Here is an 18,677-nt window from a genome sequence, read left to right as displayed (position 1 = left end):
CGACACCGCGCCCGCCGCCCTGTCGGCAGGGCCCCGGGCGGCCCTGTGCGGCAACCGCTACCGTCCGCCGCGCGCCCGTTCCTTCCCCAGCCACGGCCCGAACTCGCTCTCCAGCACCAGCCGTCCGAGCTTGCGGTACTCCTGGAGCACCGCCGTGACGAGCTGGTCCATGGTCAGCGGCGCCCCCGACTCGGCCGCGAGGTAGGCGGCGGTCACCGCGCAGGCCCGGATCGACCCGCCGGCCAGCTCGAAGCGGTCCGCGCAGAACTCCAGGTCGAGCGCGGGATCGCGTGGGATCGCCGGGCCCAGGCAGCGGTCCCACAGGGCCCGGCGCTGCTCGGCGTCGGGCATCGGGAACTCCGCGATGACGTCCAGGCGGCGGGTGAACGCCTCGTCGAGGTTGGCCCGCAGGTTGGTGGTGAGCACGGCGATGCCGTCGAAGGACTCCATGCGCTGGAGGAGGTAGGCCGACTCCACGTTGGCGTGCTTGTCGTGCGCGTCCTTGACCTGGGACCGCTTGCCGAAGATCGCGTCGGCCTCGTCGAACAGGAGGATGCCGTTGACGTCGGACGCCTCGACGAAGATCCGCTCCAGGTTCTTCTCGGTCTCCCCGATGTACTTGTCGACCACCGTGGACAGGTCAACGACGTAGAGCTCCATGCCCAGTTCGGCGGCGATCACCTCGGCGGACATGGTCTTGCCGGTGCCGGACTCCCCGGCGAACAGGGCGATGACGCCTCTTCCCCGGCCGCCGCCCGGCCGCATCCGCCACTGCCCGAGCACCGTCTCGCGGTGGCGGGCGCGCAGGGCGAGTTCGGAGAGCTGGGTACGGGTCACCGGGGGCAGCACGAGGTCGTCCCAGCCGACCGCGGGCTCGATGCGGCGGGCGAGCCGCTCCAGGCCCGCGCCGTTCTGGGCGCGGACCGCCGCCCGCAGGTCCTCGGGGGTCACCGGCCGGGGCCCCAGGACGGCCAGCCGGGACGCGACGGTCGCGGCCCTGCGCAGTTGGCCGGAGTCGAGCCGGTAGGCGGCGGCCGCCTCGATGAGCGCGTCGTCGGCGGTCGCGTGCGCGGCGGACAGGCCGACCGAGCGGCCCGCGTCGGCGAGCGCGCGCCGCCACTGCCGGGCGGCGCCGTCCGGGCCGGGGGGCAGGACGGTGACGGGCACCGGGCTCTCCGCGGTCCACAGCGGGTCCCAGTTCTTCTTCCCGTACGCGATCAGGGGCGTGGAACCCAGCGCCGTGCACAGGGAGCCGAGGACCCGGGCCCCCTCGGGGCGTTCGGGGGCGAGCGTTTCGAGCGGGCCGAGGATGACCCCGGCGCGGCCGATGCGGGCCTCGGTCGCCAACGCCCGTACGAGCGGCGCTGGTTCGGGTGCGGTGGCGAGCGCCGCGATGTCGACGACCAGCGGGCGCCGGCCGGCGGCGCCCAGGGCCTCGACCGCGAGGCCGCACGGGTCGCCGCCCCGGTCGAGCAGGTGCACCAGGCCGCTGCCCGTGCCGAGCGCGGCCGCGATCCGGGGGACCTCGGGCCGCTCGTCGGGCTGCTGCGGAAGTGAAGCCACCCGGACGAACCCGCGCAGCCGGCCGTCGGTCTCGTCGTCGCCGAGGAGATGCGCGGTGACCCGGTCGGGTACCCGCAGGGTCCGGGAGAGCAACGGGCGTTCGGGGTCCGCGATCTCCACCAGTCCGCCCGCGACGAGCGGGGCGGACGGCGAGAACCGGAAGCGGCCGGAGCCCGCGGCGGGCAGCCCGCAGAGTTCCAGGGCCAGGCCGATGGTGGGCCGGCGGCGGGTGAGGTCGTCGTTGAGGTAGCCGTACAGCCGCTCGAACCGGGTGTCGACGTCGGGGGCCAGGGCGACCAGGAGGAGTTCGACGTCCAGCGGCGCCAGGCCGAACCGCTCGGCCAGGTGGCCGAGCCGGCTCCCGGCGGCAGCGTCCGGCGCGGCTTCGGCACCGTACGGCGGTACGGGTGTGAACGCGTCGCGGGTCTCCAGGATCCGGCTCGCGGCCTCGGGTGTGAGGTACTGCCCCCGGTAGGGGTCGTCGGGGTCCGGGTCGACGGCCCGGCGCGCCGCGACGGCCTCCCGGACCCGCCGCTCGACGCGGCCGAGCCGCTCCCAGAGCTCCTCGAAGCCCGGTTCCCCGGCACCGGCCGTGGGGCCGGGGGACCGGGTCTGCTGTGGTGCCAGGGTCATCGTGCCGCGTTCCCCCGCTTGCGCCGGCCGGGCGGCAGCTGCCGTTCACGGGGCGCGGCGAAGCCCTGCCCGCCCGGGTCGGACGCTCCGTCGTAGCGCAGGCGGCGGCCGGGGCCGCCGCTGTCGTCGCCGTCCAGGTGGGGTGCGGCCTTCATCACGAGCCCTTCGGTGACCGGCGGGCCGGCGGGGGTGCGTTCGCCGGCGAGCGGTGCGACGACCCGCAGGTCGATCGCGGCCTTCAGTTCGCCGCCGAGCGCGGACCAGACGTCAGAGGCGGACGGTCCGCCGGCTCCCGGGCCCGCCGCCTCCAGCTCCACGGTCAGTCCGAGTTCGGCGAGGCTGCCGGTGTGCATCCGGGCGGGCAGCACGTCGGAGCGGACGAGCGTGCGCAACACCTCGGAGAGCAGCCGGTGTTCGTCCTGCGGGCGGTTGGTCCAGGCGGTGACCAGATAGGTCAGTTCGAACCAGCGCGGCGGGGTCCGCCAGCCGGTGACCACGCCCGCCTCGTCGTGCGTCCCGGCCGTGCCGGTGCGCCGCCTGCCCGCGTCCTCACGGATGCCGTGCAGGAAGACGCTGATGGTCGGGGCGTTGCGGCGGGCGGACCAGTCCTTCGTCGGGGCGTCGAAGACCAGGTCGACGCCGCTGTCCTCCAGTCCGGCCTCGGCCAGCAGCAGCCGCAGCCCCTCGTCGACTTCGTGGATCATCGGCGGATCACCTCGTCCGGCGGGGTGATGGTGCCGAGCACCACCAGGAACGGCGTCTTCACCGGGCTGAATCCGGGGCCCTTCGCGGTGATCGTGCGCGGCCCGGTCCGGTCCTTGGCCACGATGAGGAGCTGGGCGATGAACGTGCCGTCGCCCAGCGGCCGGGTCGGGGCCGCGGCGGCGGTGATGCCGGGCTTCCAGCTGAGGGTGACGGGCGCGCCGGGCGGGAAGTCCTTGCCCCGTACGGAGGTGACGAAGCCGGGCTTGCCGATGGCGGGCACCGCGATGATGCGGGGCTGGAGGATGCGCAGCCGGATCCGGGAGACGTTGTCGCGGGGGTTCGCGTCGGTGCCCGTGGTGGTGAGCTGTGCGGTGATCGTCGTACGGAGTGCCTTGTCGGGCGACAGGACGACGCTGACGACGGTGGACGCGCCGGGTGTGAGGTCGGGGAGCGCGCACGTGCCGCCGGTGCAGCCCGCGGGGGCCGGTCCGGCGGGGATGTCCGCGGGCAGCCCGAGCTTCAGCCGGAGTCCGGTGGCGAGCGCGTTCCTGCCGTTGCGCACGGTGTACGTCACCACGACCTTGCCGCCGACGTAGCCGGGGCTGGGCTGGGCCCGCACGGTGACGCCGGGTCCGGCCTCGGGCGCGGGCGGCGGGGGCGCGGGGGCCGGCAGCGGGGGCGGAGTGGTCGTCGGCGGCGGCGCGGGGGTCGTCCGGGTCGGCGTCGGGGTCGGCGTGGGTGTCGGGGAGGGCGTCGTCGGGGTCGGCGTCGGCGTGGTGGGTGTGGGGGTCGGGGTCGGCGGCGGGGGCACGTCCTCGACCGGGACGATCGTCCCGGTGGCGTTGTCCGTGGGGTTGGGGTCCAGGACCGCCCCGGTGACGGACCAGCCGATCCGCTGGTCGCCGGTGGTCACGCCGGTCAGCCGGGCCGTGATCTCCACGCCGGTCCCGGGCGGGACGATGCCGAGGTCGCACTGGGGCGTGCCGGCGGCGCAGGTCCCGGCGTCGGTGGTCAGCTCCTCCAGCCGTACGCCGGGCGGGGCGTCGACGGTGAGCGTGGTGCCGGGCGAGGGCGAGGGGCCCCGGTTGGTGACGGTGACCGTCACCTCGGTGGACGAGCCGACCTCCACCGGGTCCCCGGTGGGCGGTGCGGTCAGCGACAGGTCGACCGACTGCTGGAAGGCGGGCTCCTTCTGCCGTCCGTCGTGCGTGTTGTCGACGGGGGCCACGTCGCCGGAGGCGATGTCGAGTACGGAGAGCTGCTCCATGGAGTTCGGCGGCAGCTCCCGGCGCGAGGTGAAGAGGAGTTTGCTGCCGTCGGGCGACCAGGCCACGTCACGGGGCTGGTGGGGGCCGGTCGCGCTGGTGTCGGGGATCGGCAGGTCGCAGCCGTCGGGGTCGTCCTTCTGGACGGAGGGCAGCACGACCCGGCAGCCGCCGCCGCGCAGGGGCTTGATGAGGACGCCGGCCTGCTGGTTGACGCGGCCGCCGCCGTCCTTGCGGTTGAACGCCACCTTCAGGCCGTCCGGGGAGAACGCCGGGCTGTCGTCGATGACTTCGCAGTCGCCGGGGCAGATGGTGGCGCTCAGGTCCCGCTGCCGGTCGAGGTCCGCGACCGGCACGACCCAGATGTGCTTGTTGCCACCGTTGCCGTTGATGACCTCTTTACGGGTGAAGGCGAGGTTGACGCCGTCCGATGACCAGGTCGGCTGGGCGTCGTCACCCGCCTGCCGGCCCTCGGGCGGCCGGATCTCGTCGAGGATCGCGCCCGTGGCCACGTCGGCGATGAGGATGCGGCCCGGACCCGACGCGTCCCCGACGCCGCCGGGCGAGGTGCGGGTGAACGCCAGCTTGGTGCCGTCGGGCGAGAAGGTGGGGTCGGTGTCCCAGTCGTCCGGGCCGCGCCCGTCGAGCGGCAGCGGCGCTTCGTCGGTGCCGTCGGCGTCGGCCATCCAGATCCGCTCGATCCGCCCGTTGCCGCCGTCCTCGAAGCGGGTGACGACGATGCGCCGGCCGTCGGGCGTGTAGTTCTGCCGCTCGTGCCACGGGTCGTACCCGGCGGCCGGCCTGAACAGGGGGTTCACGGCGGGGTCCTCGTTCGTGCGGGCCGCCGGGTCCTCCTTCAGGATGGTGAGGTGCAGGTCGCGGGGGTCGGAACCGTCCTGACGGACGTCCTGGAGCGTCACGATGTGCGCCGCCGACAGCTTGCCGTCCGGCTTCGCGGTGATCCGGGGGATGACGACGGTCCCGGCCGGAGCGAACCAGGTGGGCGGTCCCACCGCGCGGTTCTCGTTGACCAGCTGGTCCGGCGGTTCGGGCTCGAACGCGGTCACCCGGTAGACGTGGTCGAAGTCGTCGCAGCCGCAGGTGTGGTACGGGCTGAGGAAGACGATGTCGTTGCCGTCCGGCAGCCAGGAGGCCGAGCGGGTGCCCCAGGCGGCGTGGTCACCGGCCAGCAGCGGCCGGTCGGTCCCGCTGCCCCGGGTGGCCCGCAGTTCGGTGCCGTCGTCGACGTCCGGGTCGGGGTTCGTGGTGAGGGTGTACGCGACGAGGCCCCGGCGGGCGTCGTCGTCCACCGGGTTCCAGGACGGCTCGGTGGCGTCGCCCGCCGGTCCGTCGCTGATCCGGGTCCGCGGGCCGCCGGCGACGGCCCGCTCGTATATCTGCCACCCCCGTGCGGCGTCGCCGTCACCGGCGTACGCGATCCTCGTGCCGTCCGGGGACCAGGTCGGGGACTCCTCGTTCTCGGGGGTGTCGGTGAGCCGGCGCGGATCCGAGCCGTCGACGCCGACCGCCCACAGGTCGCGCTGGACCGTGCCGTCAGGTCCTCGCTCCGCCGAGTCGAAGACCACGGTCCGGCCGTCCGGGGAGATTTCGGGGTGGGCCGCGTCCCGGCCGGTGGTGATCCGGCGCACCGAGCCGTCCGCGCCGCGCACGTACACCTGGGGCCGGGCGCTGTCGCGCAGGCTGGTGAAGACCAGGACGTCCCCGCGGGCGGAGGGGTCCTGGTCGTAGTGGGCGGGGCCGTCGCCGAACAGCGGGTCGGTGGTGTCCGCGTCGTTGGCCTGCCCCAGGCTGCGGTGTTCGGTACCGGCGAAGGCGATACGCCCCGCCTGGAGCGGTTTCGTGTCCGCCGCGGCGGCGACGGCCTCGCCCGCCCCGTGCGGGGCGGCGGCCGAGCCGACCAGCAGCAGGGGCGCCAACAGCACCACCGCGACGGTCAGTCGGCCCAGCCGGGAATGCTTTGCCGGGCCAGCAGTGCCGGTCACGGCCCACCTCACAGTCTGTCGATGACTCTCCACCGGCCAGCCTCGCCCGCGTGCGGGGGCGAAGGACAGGCCGCGAGTACCCGGAGCGGGGGAAGGGACCGCTGCCCTTTGCGGCGGTGGACCCGCTGCGCCCGGGGCAGGGGGCCGCCGGAGGGGCCCGGTCCGGGTGCTGGGCCCCGGAGACCGGCCGGGCCCGGGGCCGGATGCGGAGCCCCTGGGCACCGGAGCACCTCGGGCACCTGGGTGCCGGAGGCGGTCCGGGTGCCGGTCCGGATGCGGCGCACCTGCGCGGCCGGTCCTCAGATCAGCCCGTGCCGCATCGCGTATCCCACCGCGTGGGCCCGGTTGCGCAGTTCGAGCCGGGTGGCGACCTCGTGCAGCACGTTCTTGACGGTGCGTTCGGAGTACGAGGTCTTCTGCGCGATCTCCGCGGTGTCGCAGCCCTCCGAGACCAGCCGGATCATCTCCGCCTCGCGCGCGGTGAGGGTGGAGAGCGTGAGCCCCCGGGGGTCGAGGACCGTCCGCTGGAGAGAGCTGACGTGGTCGAGGAGCTTGCCGAGCAGATCGCCCGGCAGCACGCCCTCGCCGTTGGCCATCGCCCGCACCAGGTGGACGAGCCGGTCCTGGTCGGCCTCGCCGCGCCGGAGGACGGCGGCGACCCCGCACTCGATCATGGTCTGGAGGGCGCCCGACTCGAAGAACCCCACGACCAGTCCGGTGCGGGTGGAGGTATTGCGCTGGAGCCGGTGCAGGAGCTGGACGGTGGGCTCGTCCACCATGTCCACCACGACCAGGGAGACCTGCGCCCGGTCCGCCTCGGCCTCCGGCAGCAGTTCTATCTCGGGGCGCACGCGCAGTTGGTGGATCATGCCCGTCTGCAGGATCAGGTCCTCCGCGTACACCGCCACGGAGACCCTGCCCCCGGGGGCTCCCCCGGAGCCGGCCGTGCGGCGGCCCGCCGCGTCGGGCCTGCGGTACTGCCCGCGCGCCGCCGTGCTGTGCGCCGTGCTGTGCGTCGTGGTGTTCGTCGTGTCCGTGATCGTCGTCATCGTTCCGTGCCCGTCTTTCTCGGATACTTCAGCCCGGTATGCCTGCTGGTGCTCGTATCGCCCCCGCCGGCCGGGGCAGGGCGCGCGGGCCCGTGGAGGGGGCGCGGGGACACCGTGGCGGTGGGCCCTCGGGGCACCACCCCTGCCCGCTTGTTGCCCTCGCGTCTCTGCTGTTGAGCGCCGCCGGCGGCCTACCGTCGCAGAGTGACCACATCTGCCGAACTCGAAAGCCCCACGGTGACGGTGTCGCCTGGCGGTACCGCGACGACCACCCTGACCGTGCGCAACGACGGCGACATCGTCGAGGCATACACCCTCGAAGTGGTCGGCGACTGCGCCGCCTGGAGCACCGTCGAGCCGGCGCGTGTGTCGCTCTACCCGGGCACCTCCGAGACGGTGACCCTCACCTTCGCCCCGCCCCGCTCCCACGAGGTCCGGGCGGGCGAGACCCCCCTGGCCGTACGGGTCCTGCCGGCGGAGCGGCCCGAGTCGGTGGTGGTTCCCGAGGGCACGGTGACCGTGGAGCCCTTCCACGAGCTCCGCGCGGAGCTGGAACCGCGCCGCCGCCGGGGCTGGCTGGGCGCCCGCTTCCGTACCGCCGTGCAGAACAAGGGGAACACCCCGGTCGACGTGGCCCTCGCGGGCAAGCAGGCGGGGGAGGATCTGCGCCTCGCCTTCGCGCCGGACAAGAAGCGGCTGGAGCCGGGCGAGTCGGCGGAGGTCCGGCTGAAGGTCCGGGCCCGGAAGCTGATCTGGTTCGGTGAGCCCGTCACCTGGCCGTTCGAGGTCCGGGCGACCGAGGGCGTCGAGGCGAAGGCCGAGGACGAGCAGCCCGGTGGACCCGAGCCGCTGCCCGGGGAGTTCGCCCAGATACCGGTGCTGCCCAAGTGGCTGCTGATCGTGCTGGCCGCGCTGCTGGCCCTGCTGCTCGCGTGGTTCGCCCTGGTGCGCCCCGCGGTGCAGAGCACGGCCGAGCAGGCGGGGACGAAGGCCGCGCAGGAGGAGTCCGAGCGCGGCAAGGAGCAGGGAGCGACCCCGCCGGGCGGTGCGGACAACCCGGCCGGCGGTCAGGGAGAGGGAACCGGCCCGGACGGAACGGCACCCGGTACGGGCGGTTCCGGCCCGGCCTCCGGCGGGGGCAACGGCTCCGGCGGGGGCGGCGGCGGTCAGCAGGCGTCCCGGACCATCGACGTACAGACCCGGGCGGGGGCCACCGAGGAGGGGGCCTACAAGGTTCCGGCCGGGAAGGTGTTCGGCGTCACCGACGTCGTGGTGGCGAACTTCCAGGGTGACGAGGGCATCGTGACGATCTCCTTCGGAGAGCACAAGATCACGACCATCGCTCTGGAAACCTTCCGCAACCAGGACTATCACTGGGTCACCCCCATTCAGGTTCCGGAGAACGCCACCGTCACCGCTTCCGTCACCTGCGCCAAGCCCGGCACTCCGGCCACCGGAACACAGGCTTCCGGGTGCCATCAGGTTCTGAATGTCAGCGGCGTGCTGAGCGATCTCACACCATAGAAACAGCGACGCCGATCGCTCCGCTTCGCCTGTCGACGAGACAACAGCAGAAACCCTGCTGAGCGGAAACCCGGTATGCCGGGCGATGGCGGATTCACTCTCCCGGGTACACCAGAGGTCCCTACCAGTTCGGTCGTCCGCGACAGCGACAGCATCGGAAGAATATCCGCTTCCGGTGGCCGCGGACACGAACAGGCCTGCTCAGGAGTGGTCCTGACGGTGAGAGGGCGGCCGGCGGTGCCCGTTCGGAAGCTCCCCGTGCCCGCTTCTCCCCTCCGCGCGCGGCTGAATCCGCCCACCTTCTCGGCGTATTCTGGCTGAATCTCGTCACCTTGGGGGGTTTCCCCGGTGACCCCCGACGGCTCCCGGTCTTCCGCGGTTTACCGGGAAAGAGAGATACCAAACACATCGGGTCCCTGGCGGGGCGACCGCCCTTTCGCCCAATCCCCCGACAGGGGCGGCCGCGGCGCGCTGTTCCGTAACGTGTTGTTCCCGTTCTCTTCACACGTCGGCGGAATACGCGTCGGCGACCGCGAATACGGCGACCGTTCCGGCCGGCCCGCCAAGGGCAGTGTTCCCCCGGGTACGGGGCCCGGAAAGGGCAGTCTCCTTGCCCCGCGTCCAGGACTCCTGGGCCTACTCTCCGCCCGCTCGGCCGGTCAAGACTGGGCAGTGATCAAGTGACCGTCCAGAAGGAGCGAGCATGCCGTCGTACCTCACCCCCGGTGTTTACGTGGAGGAGGTGCAGTCCGGAGCACGGCCCATCGAAGGAGTCGGCACCGCGGTCGCAGCCTTCGTCGGCTTCGCCGGGACCGGCCCCTTCCACCAGCCGACGCTGGTGACCAACTGGGACCAGTACGTCCAGACGTTCGGCACCTTCACCGCCGACACCTACCTCACGCACGCCGTGTACGGCTTCTTCGCCAACGGCGGCGGCGCGGCCTACATCGTGCGCATCGGCGGCCCCGCGCAGGGCGCGGAGGGCACGGCACGAGGTGCGGTCGCCCAGACCCCCGCACCCGTCGCGCTCGGCGGGTTCCTGGTCTCCGCCAAGCCCGGCACGGGCGCCGACCTCTCCGTGGAGATCGCCGACGCCGAGGGCGAGAACCCGCCGGAGGACCGCTTCCGGCTGCTGGTGCGCCAGGGCGGCAAGGCCGTGGAGACGTACGACGTCTCCACCCGCAAGAACGTCAAGGGCTACCTGGTCACCCAGGTCCGCGACTCCAAGTTCGTCCAGGTCACCGAGCAGCCCGGCACGGCCCAGAGCCGCCCCGAGAAGCAGACCGTCGCGCTCGCCCCCGCCGCCACGGGCGCCCCCGGCTCCGGTGTGGCACGGCTCGACCCGTCCGAGTACGTGGGCGACGCCTCCGCGCGTACCGGGTTCGCCGGTCTCGAAGCGATCGACGAGATCACGATGGTCGCCGTCCCGGACCTGATGAGCGCCTTCCAGCGCGGGGACATCGACGCCGAGGGCGTCAAGACCGTGCAGCTGGCGGTCATCTCGCACTGTGAGCAGATGGGCGACCGGGTCGCCGTCCTCGACACCCCGCCGGGCATGAACGCCCAGCGGGTACGCACCTGGCGTAACGAGGACGCCGGTTACGACTCGCGTTACGCGGCCCTCTACTACCCGTGGGTCAAGGTCTTCGACCCGGCGAGCGGCCGCAACTCCCTGGTCCCGCCGAGCGGTCACGTGGCCGGCGTCTGGGCGCGCAGCGACGGCGAGCGCGGCGTCCACAAGGCCCCCGCCAACGAGGTCATCCGGGGCGCGGTGGACCTGGAGATCCGCCTCAGCAAGGGCGAGCAGGACCTCCTCAACCCGATCGGCGTGAACTGCGTACGCGCCTTCCCCGGCCGCGGTATCCGCATCTGGGGCGCACGCACTCTCTCCTCCGACCCGGCCTGGCGCTACCTGAACGTGCGCCGCCTCTTCAACTACCTGGAGGAGTCCATCCTCCTGGGCACCCAGTGGGTGGTGTTCGAGCCGAACGACGACCGCCTCTGGTCGAGCATCCGGCGCAACGTCACCGCCTTCCTCACCGAGGAGTGGCGACGCGGTGCGCTGTTCGGCCGTACGGCCGAGGAGGCGTTCTACGTCCGGTGCGACCGGAGCAACAACCCGCAGGAGTCGATCGACCTCGGTCAGGTCGTCTGTGAGATCGGGGTGGCCCCGGTGAAGCCCGCGGAGTTCGTGATCTTCCGTCTCTCGCAGTTCTCGGACAGCACCAGCCTCGTCGACGAGTGACCCCCGCGGTCCTCCCCCACTCATTCACTTTCACCATCGATCGGAACAGGTGACACACAGTCATGGCAGAGGGCGACGCTCTTTCCACCCACGTCTTCGGCGTTCAGCTCGGCGGCTATCTCGTGGAGTCCATCCAGGAGATCAGCGGCATGACCGTCGAGGAAGAAGTCGTCGAGGTCCGTCAGGTGACCGCCGAGGGCAAGCAGATCATCCGCAAGCAGCCCGGTGCCCGTCAGGCGGGCGAGGTGACGATCACCCGCGGCCTCGACAAGAGCAGCGAGTTCACCACCTGGATCAAGGAGACCCTCAACAACGGGGCCGTCGACACCGCGCGGCAGAACCTCACGATCGAGATCAAGGACTCGACCGGTGAGACCGTCCGCCGCATCCAGCTGATGCAGGGCTGGGCCTCCAAGTGGGAGGGTCCCTCCCTCAAGGCCGGCGAGTCCAGTGCGGCGACCGAGACGGTGACCATCACCTTCGAGGAGATCGTGGTCGAATGAGGCGCCGGACCGTTACGTCGGGCGGCGGGCTCGAAGAAGTCCTCGACAACCTCGCCGCCGCGCCCGCCGGACCCGGTGCGCGCGAGGAGACCTCCGCGCCCGCGCCCGCCCGCCCCCGGGAACGGGAGTCGCTGCAGACGGAGTTCGCCTTCGAGCTGCCGCGCGGGTACGTCGACGACGAGGGCCAGGTGCACCGGAGCGGCACCATGCGGCTCGCGACGGCCCGGGACGAGCTGCGCCCGCAGATCGACTTGCGGGTGAAGGAGAACCCGGCGTATCTGTCCGTGGTGCTGCTGAGCCAGGTGATCACCCAGCTCGGCACGGTCACCGATGTGCACGCCGGGATCGTCGAGCGGATGTACGCGACCGATGTGGCGTTCCTCCAGGACTTCTACCGCCGGATCAACAGCGAGGGCCACACGCATGCCGCGGTGACCTGCCCGCTGTGCCACGGGTCGTTCGAGGTGGACCTCTCGGGTGGGCGCCTGGGGGAATCGTGACGTACGCGCTTCCCCGGCTGCGGGAGGAGATCGCGTACGTCGCCTACCACTTCCATTGGCAGCGTGAGGACATTCTCGACCTCACCCACGGCGAACGTCAGCAGTGGGTGCGGGAGATAGCGCGGATCAACACCCGCGTCAACGAAGGCGGGTGATCGTGTGGGGCTCGGGGACTGGTTCCGTCGGACGGACCGGCAGCGGTCCGGCGCGTCCGCGCGGGAGAGCGGCGGGGACGCGAGTGCGCCCGCCGTACCCGCCGTACAGACTGCTGTCCCGGCCGCCGACCCCGCCTCCGCTGCTCCGGCGGCGTCCGGCGGGGACGGCGGTGGCTGGGACGGCGGCTGGCGACGGGTGGCCCCGCCGTCGGTGACCGTCGCCCGGTCCTCGATCGGTGTGAGCGACGGGCTGCGGTTCCGGTCCCGGCTGGCCTCCTGGCAGAACCCGGCCCTCGGCGGCGAACTCGGCCACTCCGTCCTGCCGTCGGCCCCGGTCGGCCTCATCCACGGCGTCGCCCGCGCGGGCGGTGCGCGGGCCGCGTCCCCCGGCGGACCGCTGCTGCTGCGCGCCGTCCGGCCCTCGGGCGCGGACGAACCCGTCGAGCCCAGGACGGACCTGCCGACCGCCTCGGTGAACCGGACGGCGGAAAAGGGCAACAGGACGAACAGCGGTACGGGTACGAGTACGGGTACGGGTACGGGTACGGGGAAGCCGGGTCCTGCATCGCCGCCGGTCCAGCGGTCGGGCGGGTCGCGTGGACCGGCCCCGTCCGCCACGAACCGGTCGCCGTCCGGCGCGTCGGGTACATCGGGCACGTCTGGTACGGCGGGGGCTTCTGGTACGTCAGGTTCCTCCGGGCCTTCGGGGTCCTCCGGGCCGTCGCGTTCTTCCGATCCGTCGCGCTCGTCCAGCCCGTCGCGTTCCTCCGGCCCGTCCAGCTCCCCTGCCCCGTCCGGCTCGTCCGTGCCGTCCGGTGCACGCACTCCTGCGGCCCCGCCGCTTCCGCCGCGCCTCGCGGGCCGAGGATCGGAGGCGGAGTATCGGGCCCGGCCCGCGGCCGTACGTCCGCAGCGGATCGCCCCGCCGCTGATCGTCGCCCGGCGCCCGGCGATGCCGCTGCGGCAGATCGCCGGGCTCCCGCCCGCCCCGCCCACGGCCCCTTCCACGCCTTCCCTGCCTTCGATGCCTTCCACGCCTGCTGCTCCTTCCGCATCGGCCGCACCGGCCGGTCCGGCTGCCCCTCCCGCCGTCCAACGGGTCGTGTCCGAGCGGCCGTACGGTCCGGACCGTACGGCTCCGGGCGGCGACGCCCCGTCGTTCGACCGTGCGTCTGACCGGTCCGCCACCGAAGTGGTGCGCCCGGCCCTGGGCGAGCCCCTGCGCGAGCTGCCCGCCGGCGCCCGGCCGGCCGGTGCCCACGGCCCGGCGGGCGTCGTTCCGTCCGCCCCCTCGACGGCTCACCCGGCAGCGGAGATGCCGGTACTCCAACGCCAGGCATCGGACCCGCCGAGCCCGCCGGCCACGACGCCCGCAATGTCCACGACACCCGCGACATCCACGACGCCGAGGGTGCCCACGACACCCTCGGCCTCTGCCTCCTCCTCGTCCGGCTCGGCGAAGGCACCCGGGCCGGCTAAGGAGAAGGGGCCGGGGCCTTCCCCCGCACGGCAGCAGCCGTCGCCGGGCGCCCGGACCCGGACGCCTCAGCCGTCCCGACCCATCCAGCCTCCCCCGGCGTCCCAGCCGCCCATCCGGCCGTCCCAGCCCGCCCGGCCGTCCAGTTCGTCGACGCCATCGGGCCCCTCCCCCGCCGTGCAGCGAGCACCGGCCCCGGGCGGCGCGACGCCCGCCACCCCCTCCCCGGCGCCCCGGCCCGACGCTTCCGGCGGCGCACGGGCCCGCGCGCGGGGCGGGATCGGCACGCCGCTTCCCTCGCTGCCGCCGACCGCCCGGCTCGGCGGCGAAGCGCCACTGCTCGGTGACCGCCGGTCCGCCGGGACGCTGCCCGATGCGGGCCGGGCCCCTGGCCACGGACCGGCGACGGCTCCGGGCTCCGGGCCCGCTGCTCCGGCCCACGCCCCGGCGCCGTCGGGCGCGCCCTCCGCGATGCCGGTGCGATCGGCTTCCGCCGCGCCCGCCGTGCCTGCCACTTCCCCGCCCGGAACCGCCGCCGTTCAGCGCACGGCGGCCCCCGGACCCGCCCGTGCCGCCACCCCTTCCGGTACGCGTACGGGCTTGGCCTCCACCCCTTCCGGCACGCGTACGGGCTCGGCCTCGGCCTCCGCCGCTCCCCCGCCGCCTGTACGCATCCGGCCGATCGCTCAGGACCGGGCGTCGGCGCAGGGCTTCGGCGGTGCGACACTGTCGCCCACGGTCCAGCGGTCACGGACCCTGCTCCCCAGCCGCGCCCTGACGGTGAACACCGGTTCCGCAGAAGGGTTTTCGGGACCCCCGACGACGGCGGCGGCAGGCGGCAGCACCTCCCGGCCGGTCGTCGCGGCCACCTGGCGGCGCGACGTGCCCCAGCCGGGCCCCGCCGCCGGGCGGACCGGAAGCCTGCCGGGCGCCCAGCGGCCCGCCCCCTCCGGTACGGTGCCGGGCGCCACGGTCCAGCGCTCCGCGACCGCGCGCCCCGCCCGCCGGGGTGGCGCATCCTCCACGGACCCGGCCCCCGGCACCGCGAAGCGAAGCGCCGGACCGACCGGCCGGGACGGACAGCGCGAACCCCGCCGCGCCCCACAGACCAAGACCGCACCCGCCCCCACCGGTGGCGTGCTCCAGCGACTCGTACGGCGGTCCGGGCGGGCCACGACGCCCTCGCCCGTGCCCCCCGGCACGCCCCCGCACCAGGCTTCCGGGCCGGGCGCCCGCCGGGCACCGCAGCCGGGTCCCGCACCGCACGCCTCCCCGGCTGCCCCTCCCGTACAACGCGCCGCCACCGCTCCGGCCGTGCCCGCCGCGACGCTCCCGTACGCCCTGCCCTCCCGGCCGGAGATACCGCCGACGCCTTCAGGAGCGTCGGCGTCCGCGACCACCCCCGGCCGACGTCCTGTTTCCGCCCCCGTTTCCGCTCCCGTTCCTGTTTCCGCTCCTGCTCCCGTTCCTGTCGTCCGGCCGCATCCGCCCGCAGCCGCGCGGCCGGAAGCCGCCGTGCCCGTACAGCGGCTGGCGATGCCGGTGGTGCCCGACAGTGCCGGCCCGCCGGCCGCCGGACCGGTGCCCGTGGGCGGTGCCGCTCCCGGCGGGCCGCCGGGTCTCTCCGTACGGGTGCCGCCCCGCGCGCCCGCGCAGGCCGCCGGAGCGGGTCGTCCGGAGAGCCGGGCCCAGGCGGTCCAGCGTGCGGCGGCGAACGCCGGGATCACCGGGGTTCCCGTGCAGGCCGCACCCGCGAAGTCCGCCGCCGGGGCGACGGGGGCGGCCACCGGCTCCGACAGCGCTCCCGACGCCCCTCCGGCGAACCGGCTGAGCGGAACGGAGATCGAGGAGCTGGCCCGCCGGCTCCTCGACCCGGTGAGCCGGCTCATCCGCGCCGATCTGCGGCGGGGCCGGGAACGCAGCGGACGGCTGCACGACGGCCGCCGCTGACGGCGCGACCGCCCCCGGCGCCGAACCGCACCCGTACTCGTACCCGTACCGCCCGCCTCCGCACGACCCGTACAAGAGACAGCAGAGAAGACGAGAGACGCATGACGGACAACATCTTCGCGACGAGCGTGTTCTTCAAGCTCGCGATCGGCGGCAGCGACCTGGGCGCGTTCCACACCTGCTCCGGCCTGGGCGCCGAGGTGGAGATGGAGACGTACGCCGAGGGCGGCAACAACGGGTTCGCCTGGCAGCTGCCGGGGCGGATCACCTGGACGAACATCACGCTGACCCGCCCCGTGACCGCCGACACCCTCAAGATCGCGCGCTGGCTGAACGAGACGATCCAGCGGGTCGAGCCCAAGGACGGCGAGATCGTGGCGCTGCGCCCCGACCTCAGTCGGATCATCAGCTGGCAGGTCCACGGCATCGTGCCGGTGCGCTGGCAGGGGCCGTCCTTCGACCCCGCCAACTCCCAGGCGGCGATCGAGACGCTGGAGATCACGCACGAGGGCCTGGAGCCCTCCTGACCGCCCCCGGCAGGACCAGGACCAAGGAAGGAGGAACGCAATGTCACCCGCTCTCCGTGCGAGCCGCGCTCGTGCCCAGCTGACCATCATGGAGCCGCCGTCGGCCATCGGCACCAAGCCCGGCGGGGCGCTCGCGCAGCTCACGTTGCAGTTCAACCCCGCGAAGCTCTCGCTGAGCAAGAGCACCGAGTGGCGGCGCACTCCGTCCCGGATGGCCGGGCAGTCCGCGCTGCCCGAGTTCGTCGGCAGCGGGCCCCGGTCCCTGTCGCTGGAGGTCTTCCTCGACGCGACGGCCACCCACGACAACTCCGTGGAGAAGGCGGTGGAGCAGTTGATGACCGCGTGTGTCCCCACCCCGAGCAGCCTGGCCCGCAAGACGCCCGCCAGCCCCTGGGTGCGCTTCGACTGGGGGACGTCGAAGACGACCTCGTTCGACGGGGTGCTCTCCAACCTCTCCGTCTCCTACACCCTCTTCGACGTCGACGGAAAGCCGCTGCGCGCCACCTGTTCCCTGTCGATCGAGGAGGCGAGCGTCGACCCGGCGGGCCAGAACCCCACCTCGGGTTCGAAGGAGGCGCGGCGCACCCACCGGGTCGTGGCCGGGGACAGCCTGCCGCTGCTGGCCTGGCGGGAGTACGGCGACGCCACCGCCTGGCGGACCATCGCGCACGCCAATGACATCGACGACCCGATGCAGTTGACCCCCGGCAGGGAACTCCTCGTGCCCGGACGGGAAGACCACCTGGCGGAGGAGAACCGATGAGCGGCACGGAATCCCCCGGCCGCTCCTTCGCCGCCGACCCGATCGTCGAGGCGCCCGCCGAGCTGCCCATCGCCTGGGCCACCCAGCTGGTGAGCTGCGTGGTCGACGAGAACGTGGGCCTGCCGGACACCGCCGTACTGATGTACCGGGACCCCGACCACACCTTCCTCACCAAGACCGGCATCGGTATGGGCACCCCGCTGACCATCTCGGTGGTCACCGTGCAGGACCGGGTGCGCGAGCAGCTGTTCACCGGAGAGGTCACCGCGATCGAGCTGGACACCGACACCACCGGATCGTTCACCGTCGTCCGGGCGTTCTCCAGGGCTCACCGGCTCCAGCGCGGCCGGAAGGTCGTGGCGTACCGGAACATGAAGACGGCGGACATCGTCCGCAAGGTCGCCACCGGTGCGGGTCTGGCCTGCGGGAAGGTCGAGGCCGCGCCGGTCACGTACAAGCAGGTGACCCAGCCGAACGTGTCGGACTGGGAGTTCCTCCAGCACCTGGCGGCCGAGAGCGGGGCCACCGTGCGGGTGGACGCCAAGGGCCTGCTCCAGTTCACCAAGCCGGAGCCCGCAGCTTCGGCCCCCTCGCCCTCGACGTCCGCCACACGCGACCCGATGGTCCTGGAGTACGGGAACAACCTGCTGGCCCTGCGGGCGGTGCTGACCGGGGCGGACGGGGCGGACAGCGTCGAGGTGCGCGGCTGGAACGTCGACACCAAGACCCGGCTGGTGGCCCGGGAGCAGTCCGTCCGCAGCGACACCGTCACCCCGGGCATGAACCCGTCGGCGGCGGCCGGGATCTTCGGCTCCAACTCCCGTACGACGATCGCCGACACCCCGTACCGCACGCAGGCGGAGACCCGGGCCGTGGCCGGTGCGCTCGCCGCGTCGGTCAGCGCCGGCTTCGGGGAGATCGAGGCGGTCGCCTACGGGAACCCCCAGCTGCGGGCGGGCCTGCCGGTGGCCCTCGGCAACGTGGGGCCCGCGTTCTCCGGCCGCTACACCGCGACCGCCGCGCACCACGTCCTCGAACCGGACACCGGCTACCGCACGACGGTGATCGTCAGCGCCTCGCCGGACCGTTCGCTGTCGGGGCTGGCCTCCGGCGGGACGGCCCCCGCGCGCGGCCCGCGCATGCCGGGCCTGGCGATCGGTGTGGTCACCGACATCCGCGAGGAGGGCAGGGGCCAACGCGGTTGGGTGCGGCTGAAGTTCCCGTGGCTCGACGACACCTACGTCACCGACTGGGTCCGCACCGTGCAGTGGGGCGGCCAGGGCGGCGGCGGGGTGTTCAGCCCCGAGGTCAACGACGAGGTGCTGGTCGGGTTCGAGCAGGGGCTGCTGGACAGCCCGTATGTGCTCGGCGGCCTCTACAACGGGGTCGACCAGCCCTCCCCGCACGACATCCCGCTGGTCGATCCGACCAGCGGCAAGGTCAACCGCCGTTCCCTGGTGTCCCGTTCGGGCAACCGGCTGGAGCTGCTCGACGCCCCGCGCGGCCCGTCCGGGGTGCGGATCGCCAGCGGCGATCAGCGGCTCGACGTGATGCTCGACGAGAAGAAGGGCGAGATCACCCTGACGGTGAAGGCCCGCGGCGGCACCCGGGAGCTGAGCTCGGTGAAGCTGTCCGCTTCGGGCATCACGCTCGACGCCGGGGCCACGGGCGACGTGAACATCAAGGGCCGCTCGGTGACCGTCAACGGCCAGACGGGGGTCACGGTCGACGGCGGACTGCTCGCGGTTCTCAAGGCCAAGCTCATCAGAATCAACTGACTCCGCGTCACCTTTCCCGTCTCCCCCACCTCCCCTA

At 73.6% G+C, this 18,677-nt stretch carries 16 protein-coding genes; 9 read left to right on the top strand and 7 right to left on the bottom strand.

The window, feature by feature from the left end; translation table 11 throughout:
* Positions 1–57 precede the first annotated feature (57 nt).
* The 4 genes from ACGF2Y_RS34110 to ACGF2Y_RS34095 all read right to left on the bottom strand — a co-directional run bounded on the left by ACGF2Y_RS34110 (position 58) and on the right by ACGF2Y_RS34095 (position 7,218).
* Positions 58–2,196 carry an ATP-binding protein gene (locus tag ACGF2Y_RS34110; protein ID WP_392955435.1) on the bottom strand — a complete coding sequence of 713 codons (2,139 nt, stop codon included), beginning with the start codon at positions 2,194–2,196 and terminating at the stop codon, positions 58–60.
* Positions 2,193–2,900, bottom strand: coding sequence for a DUF4255 domain-containing protein (locus ACGF2Y_RS34105; protein ID WP_392955433.1), 708 nt, complete (start codon positions 2,898–2,900; stop codon positions 2,193–2,195). The genes ACGF2Y_RS34110 and ACGF2Y_RS34105 overlap by 4 nt, the downstream gene beginning before the upstream one ends.
* Entirely contained in the window at positions 2,897–6,169 is a 3,273-nt protein-coding gene (locus tag ACGF2Y_RS34100) for a hypothetical protein (RefSeq protein ID WP_392955431.1), read from the bottom strand. The genes ACGF2Y_RS34105 and ACGF2Y_RS34100 overlap by 4 nt, the downstream gene beginning before the upstream one ends.
* 299 nt (positions 6,170–6,468) lie before the next feature.
* Entirely contained in the window at positions 6,469–7,218 is a 750-nt protein-coding gene (locus ACGF2Y_RS34095) for a response regulator transcription factor (RefSeq protein ID WP_392955429.1), read from the bottom strand.
* 237 nt (positions 7,219–7,455) lie between these two features.
* Between ACGF2Y_RS34095 and ACGF2Y_RS34090 the strand changes: the two genes are divergently transcribed.
* From ACGF2Y_RS34090 to ACGF2Y_RS34070, 5 genes are all read left to right on the top strand, one after another.
* Positions 7,456–8,742 (top strand): hydrolytic protein, encoded by a 1,287-nt coding sequence (locus ACGF2Y_RS34090; protein ID WP_392955458.1) that lies wholly within the window; start codon positions 7,456–7,458, stop codon positions 8,740–8,742.
* 703 nt (positions 8,743–9,445) lie between these two features.
* The gene (locus ACGF2Y_RS34085) at positions 9,446–10,987 is read left to right on the top strand and encodes a phage tail sheath family protein (RefSeq protein WP_392955427.1); all 1,542 of its coding nucleotides are present in this window, start codon (positions 9,446–9,448) and stop codon (positions 10,985–10,987) included.
* A gap of 62 nt (positions 10,988–11,049) precedes the next feature.
* Entirely contained in the window at positions 11,050–11,490 is a 441-nt protein-coding gene (locus ACGF2Y_RS34080) for a phage tail protein (RefSeq protein WP_007457189.1), read from the top strand.
* Complete coding sequence (locus ACGF2Y_RS34075) at positions 11,487–11,990, top strand: hypothetical protein (RefSeq protein WP_392955425.1); 504 nt, start codon at positions 11,487–11,489, stop codon at positions 11,988–11,990. The genes ACGF2Y_RS34080 and ACGF2Y_RS34075 overlap by 4 nt, the downstream gene beginning before the upstream one ends.
* Entirely contained in the window at positions 11,987–12,145 is a 159-nt protein-coding gene (locus ACGF2Y_RS34070; RefSeq protein ID WP_003966147.1) for a DUF6760 family protein, read from the top strand. Before ACGF2Y_RS34075 ends, ACGF2Y_RS34070 begins: the two co-directional genes overlap by 4 nt.
* A gap of 1,545 nt (positions 12,146–13,690) precedes the next feature.
* Here the strand turns inward: ACGF2Y_RS34070 and ACGF2Y_RS34065 are convergent.
* From ACGF2Y_RS34065 to ACGF2Y_RS34055, 3 genes are all read right to left on the bottom strand, one after another.
* The gene (locus tag ACGF2Y_RS34065) at positions 13,691–13,909 is read right to left on the bottom strand and encodes a hypothetical protein (protein WP_392955423.1); all 219 of its coding nucleotides are present in this window, start codon (positions 13,907–13,909) and stop codon (positions 13,691–13,693) included.
* 252 nt (positions 13,910–14,161) lie between these two features.
* Positions 14,162–14,296 carry a hypothetical protein gene (locus ACGF2Y_RS34060; protein ID WP_392955422.1) on the bottom strand — a complete coding sequence of 45 codons (135 nt, stop codon included), beginning with the start codon at positions 14,294–14,296 and terminating at the stop codon, positions 14,162–14,164.
* A gap of 12 nt (positions 14,297–14,308) precedes the next feature.
* Positions 14,309–14,647, bottom strand: a complete 339-nt coding sequence (locus ACGF2Y_RS34055) for a hypothetical protein (protein ID WP_392955420.1) — start codon at positions 14,645–14,647, stop codon at positions 14,309–14,311.
* Between the two features lie 490 nt (positions 14,648–15,137).
* Between ACGF2Y_RS34055 and ACGF2Y_RS34050 the strand changes: the two genes are divergently transcribed.
* The 4 genes from ACGF2Y_RS34050 to ACGF2Y_RS34035 all read left to right on the top strand — a co-directional run bounded on the left by ACGF2Y_RS34050 (position 15,138) and on the right by ACGF2Y_RS34035 (position 18,640).
* On the top strand, positions 15,138–15,572 hold the full coding sequence (locus ACGF2Y_RS34050) for a hypothetical protein (RefSeq protein ID WP_392955418.1): 435 nt from the start codon (positions 15,138–15,140) through the stop codon (positions 15,570–15,572).
* Between the two features lie 101 nt (positions 15,573–15,673).
* Entirely contained in the window at positions 15,674–16,099 is a 426-nt protein-coding gene (locus ACGF2Y_RS34045) for a phage tail protein (RefSeq protein ID WP_392955416.1), read from the top strand.
* A 40-nt stretch (positions 16,100–16,139) separates the two neighbouring features.
* The gene (locus tag ACGF2Y_RS34040) at positions 16,140–16,862 is read left to right on the top strand and encodes a LysM peptidoglycan-binding domain-containing protein (RefSeq protein WP_392955414.1); all 723 of its coding nucleotides are present in this window, start codon (positions 16,140–16,142) and stop codon (positions 16,860–16,862) included.
* Positions 16,859–18,640 carry a VgrG-related protein gene (locus ACGF2Y_RS34035; protein WP_392955413.1) on the top strand — a complete coding sequence of 594 codons (1,782 nt, stop codon included), beginning with the start codon at positions 16,859–16,861 and terminating at the stop codon, positions 18,638–18,640. Before ACGF2Y_RS34040 ends, ACGF2Y_RS34035 begins: the two co-directional genes overlap by 4 nt.
* Positions 18,641–18,677 lie beyond the last annotated feature (37 nt).

Origin of the sequence: Streptomyces sp. NPDC048142 (assembly GCF_043202835.1) — a bacterium.
Lineage (GTDB): Bacteria > Actinomycetota > Actinomycetes > Streptomycetales > Streptomycetaceae > Streptomyces.
Note: the sequence above shows the minus strand (reverse complement) of the source record. Positions and strands in the feature narration are given on the sequence as shown.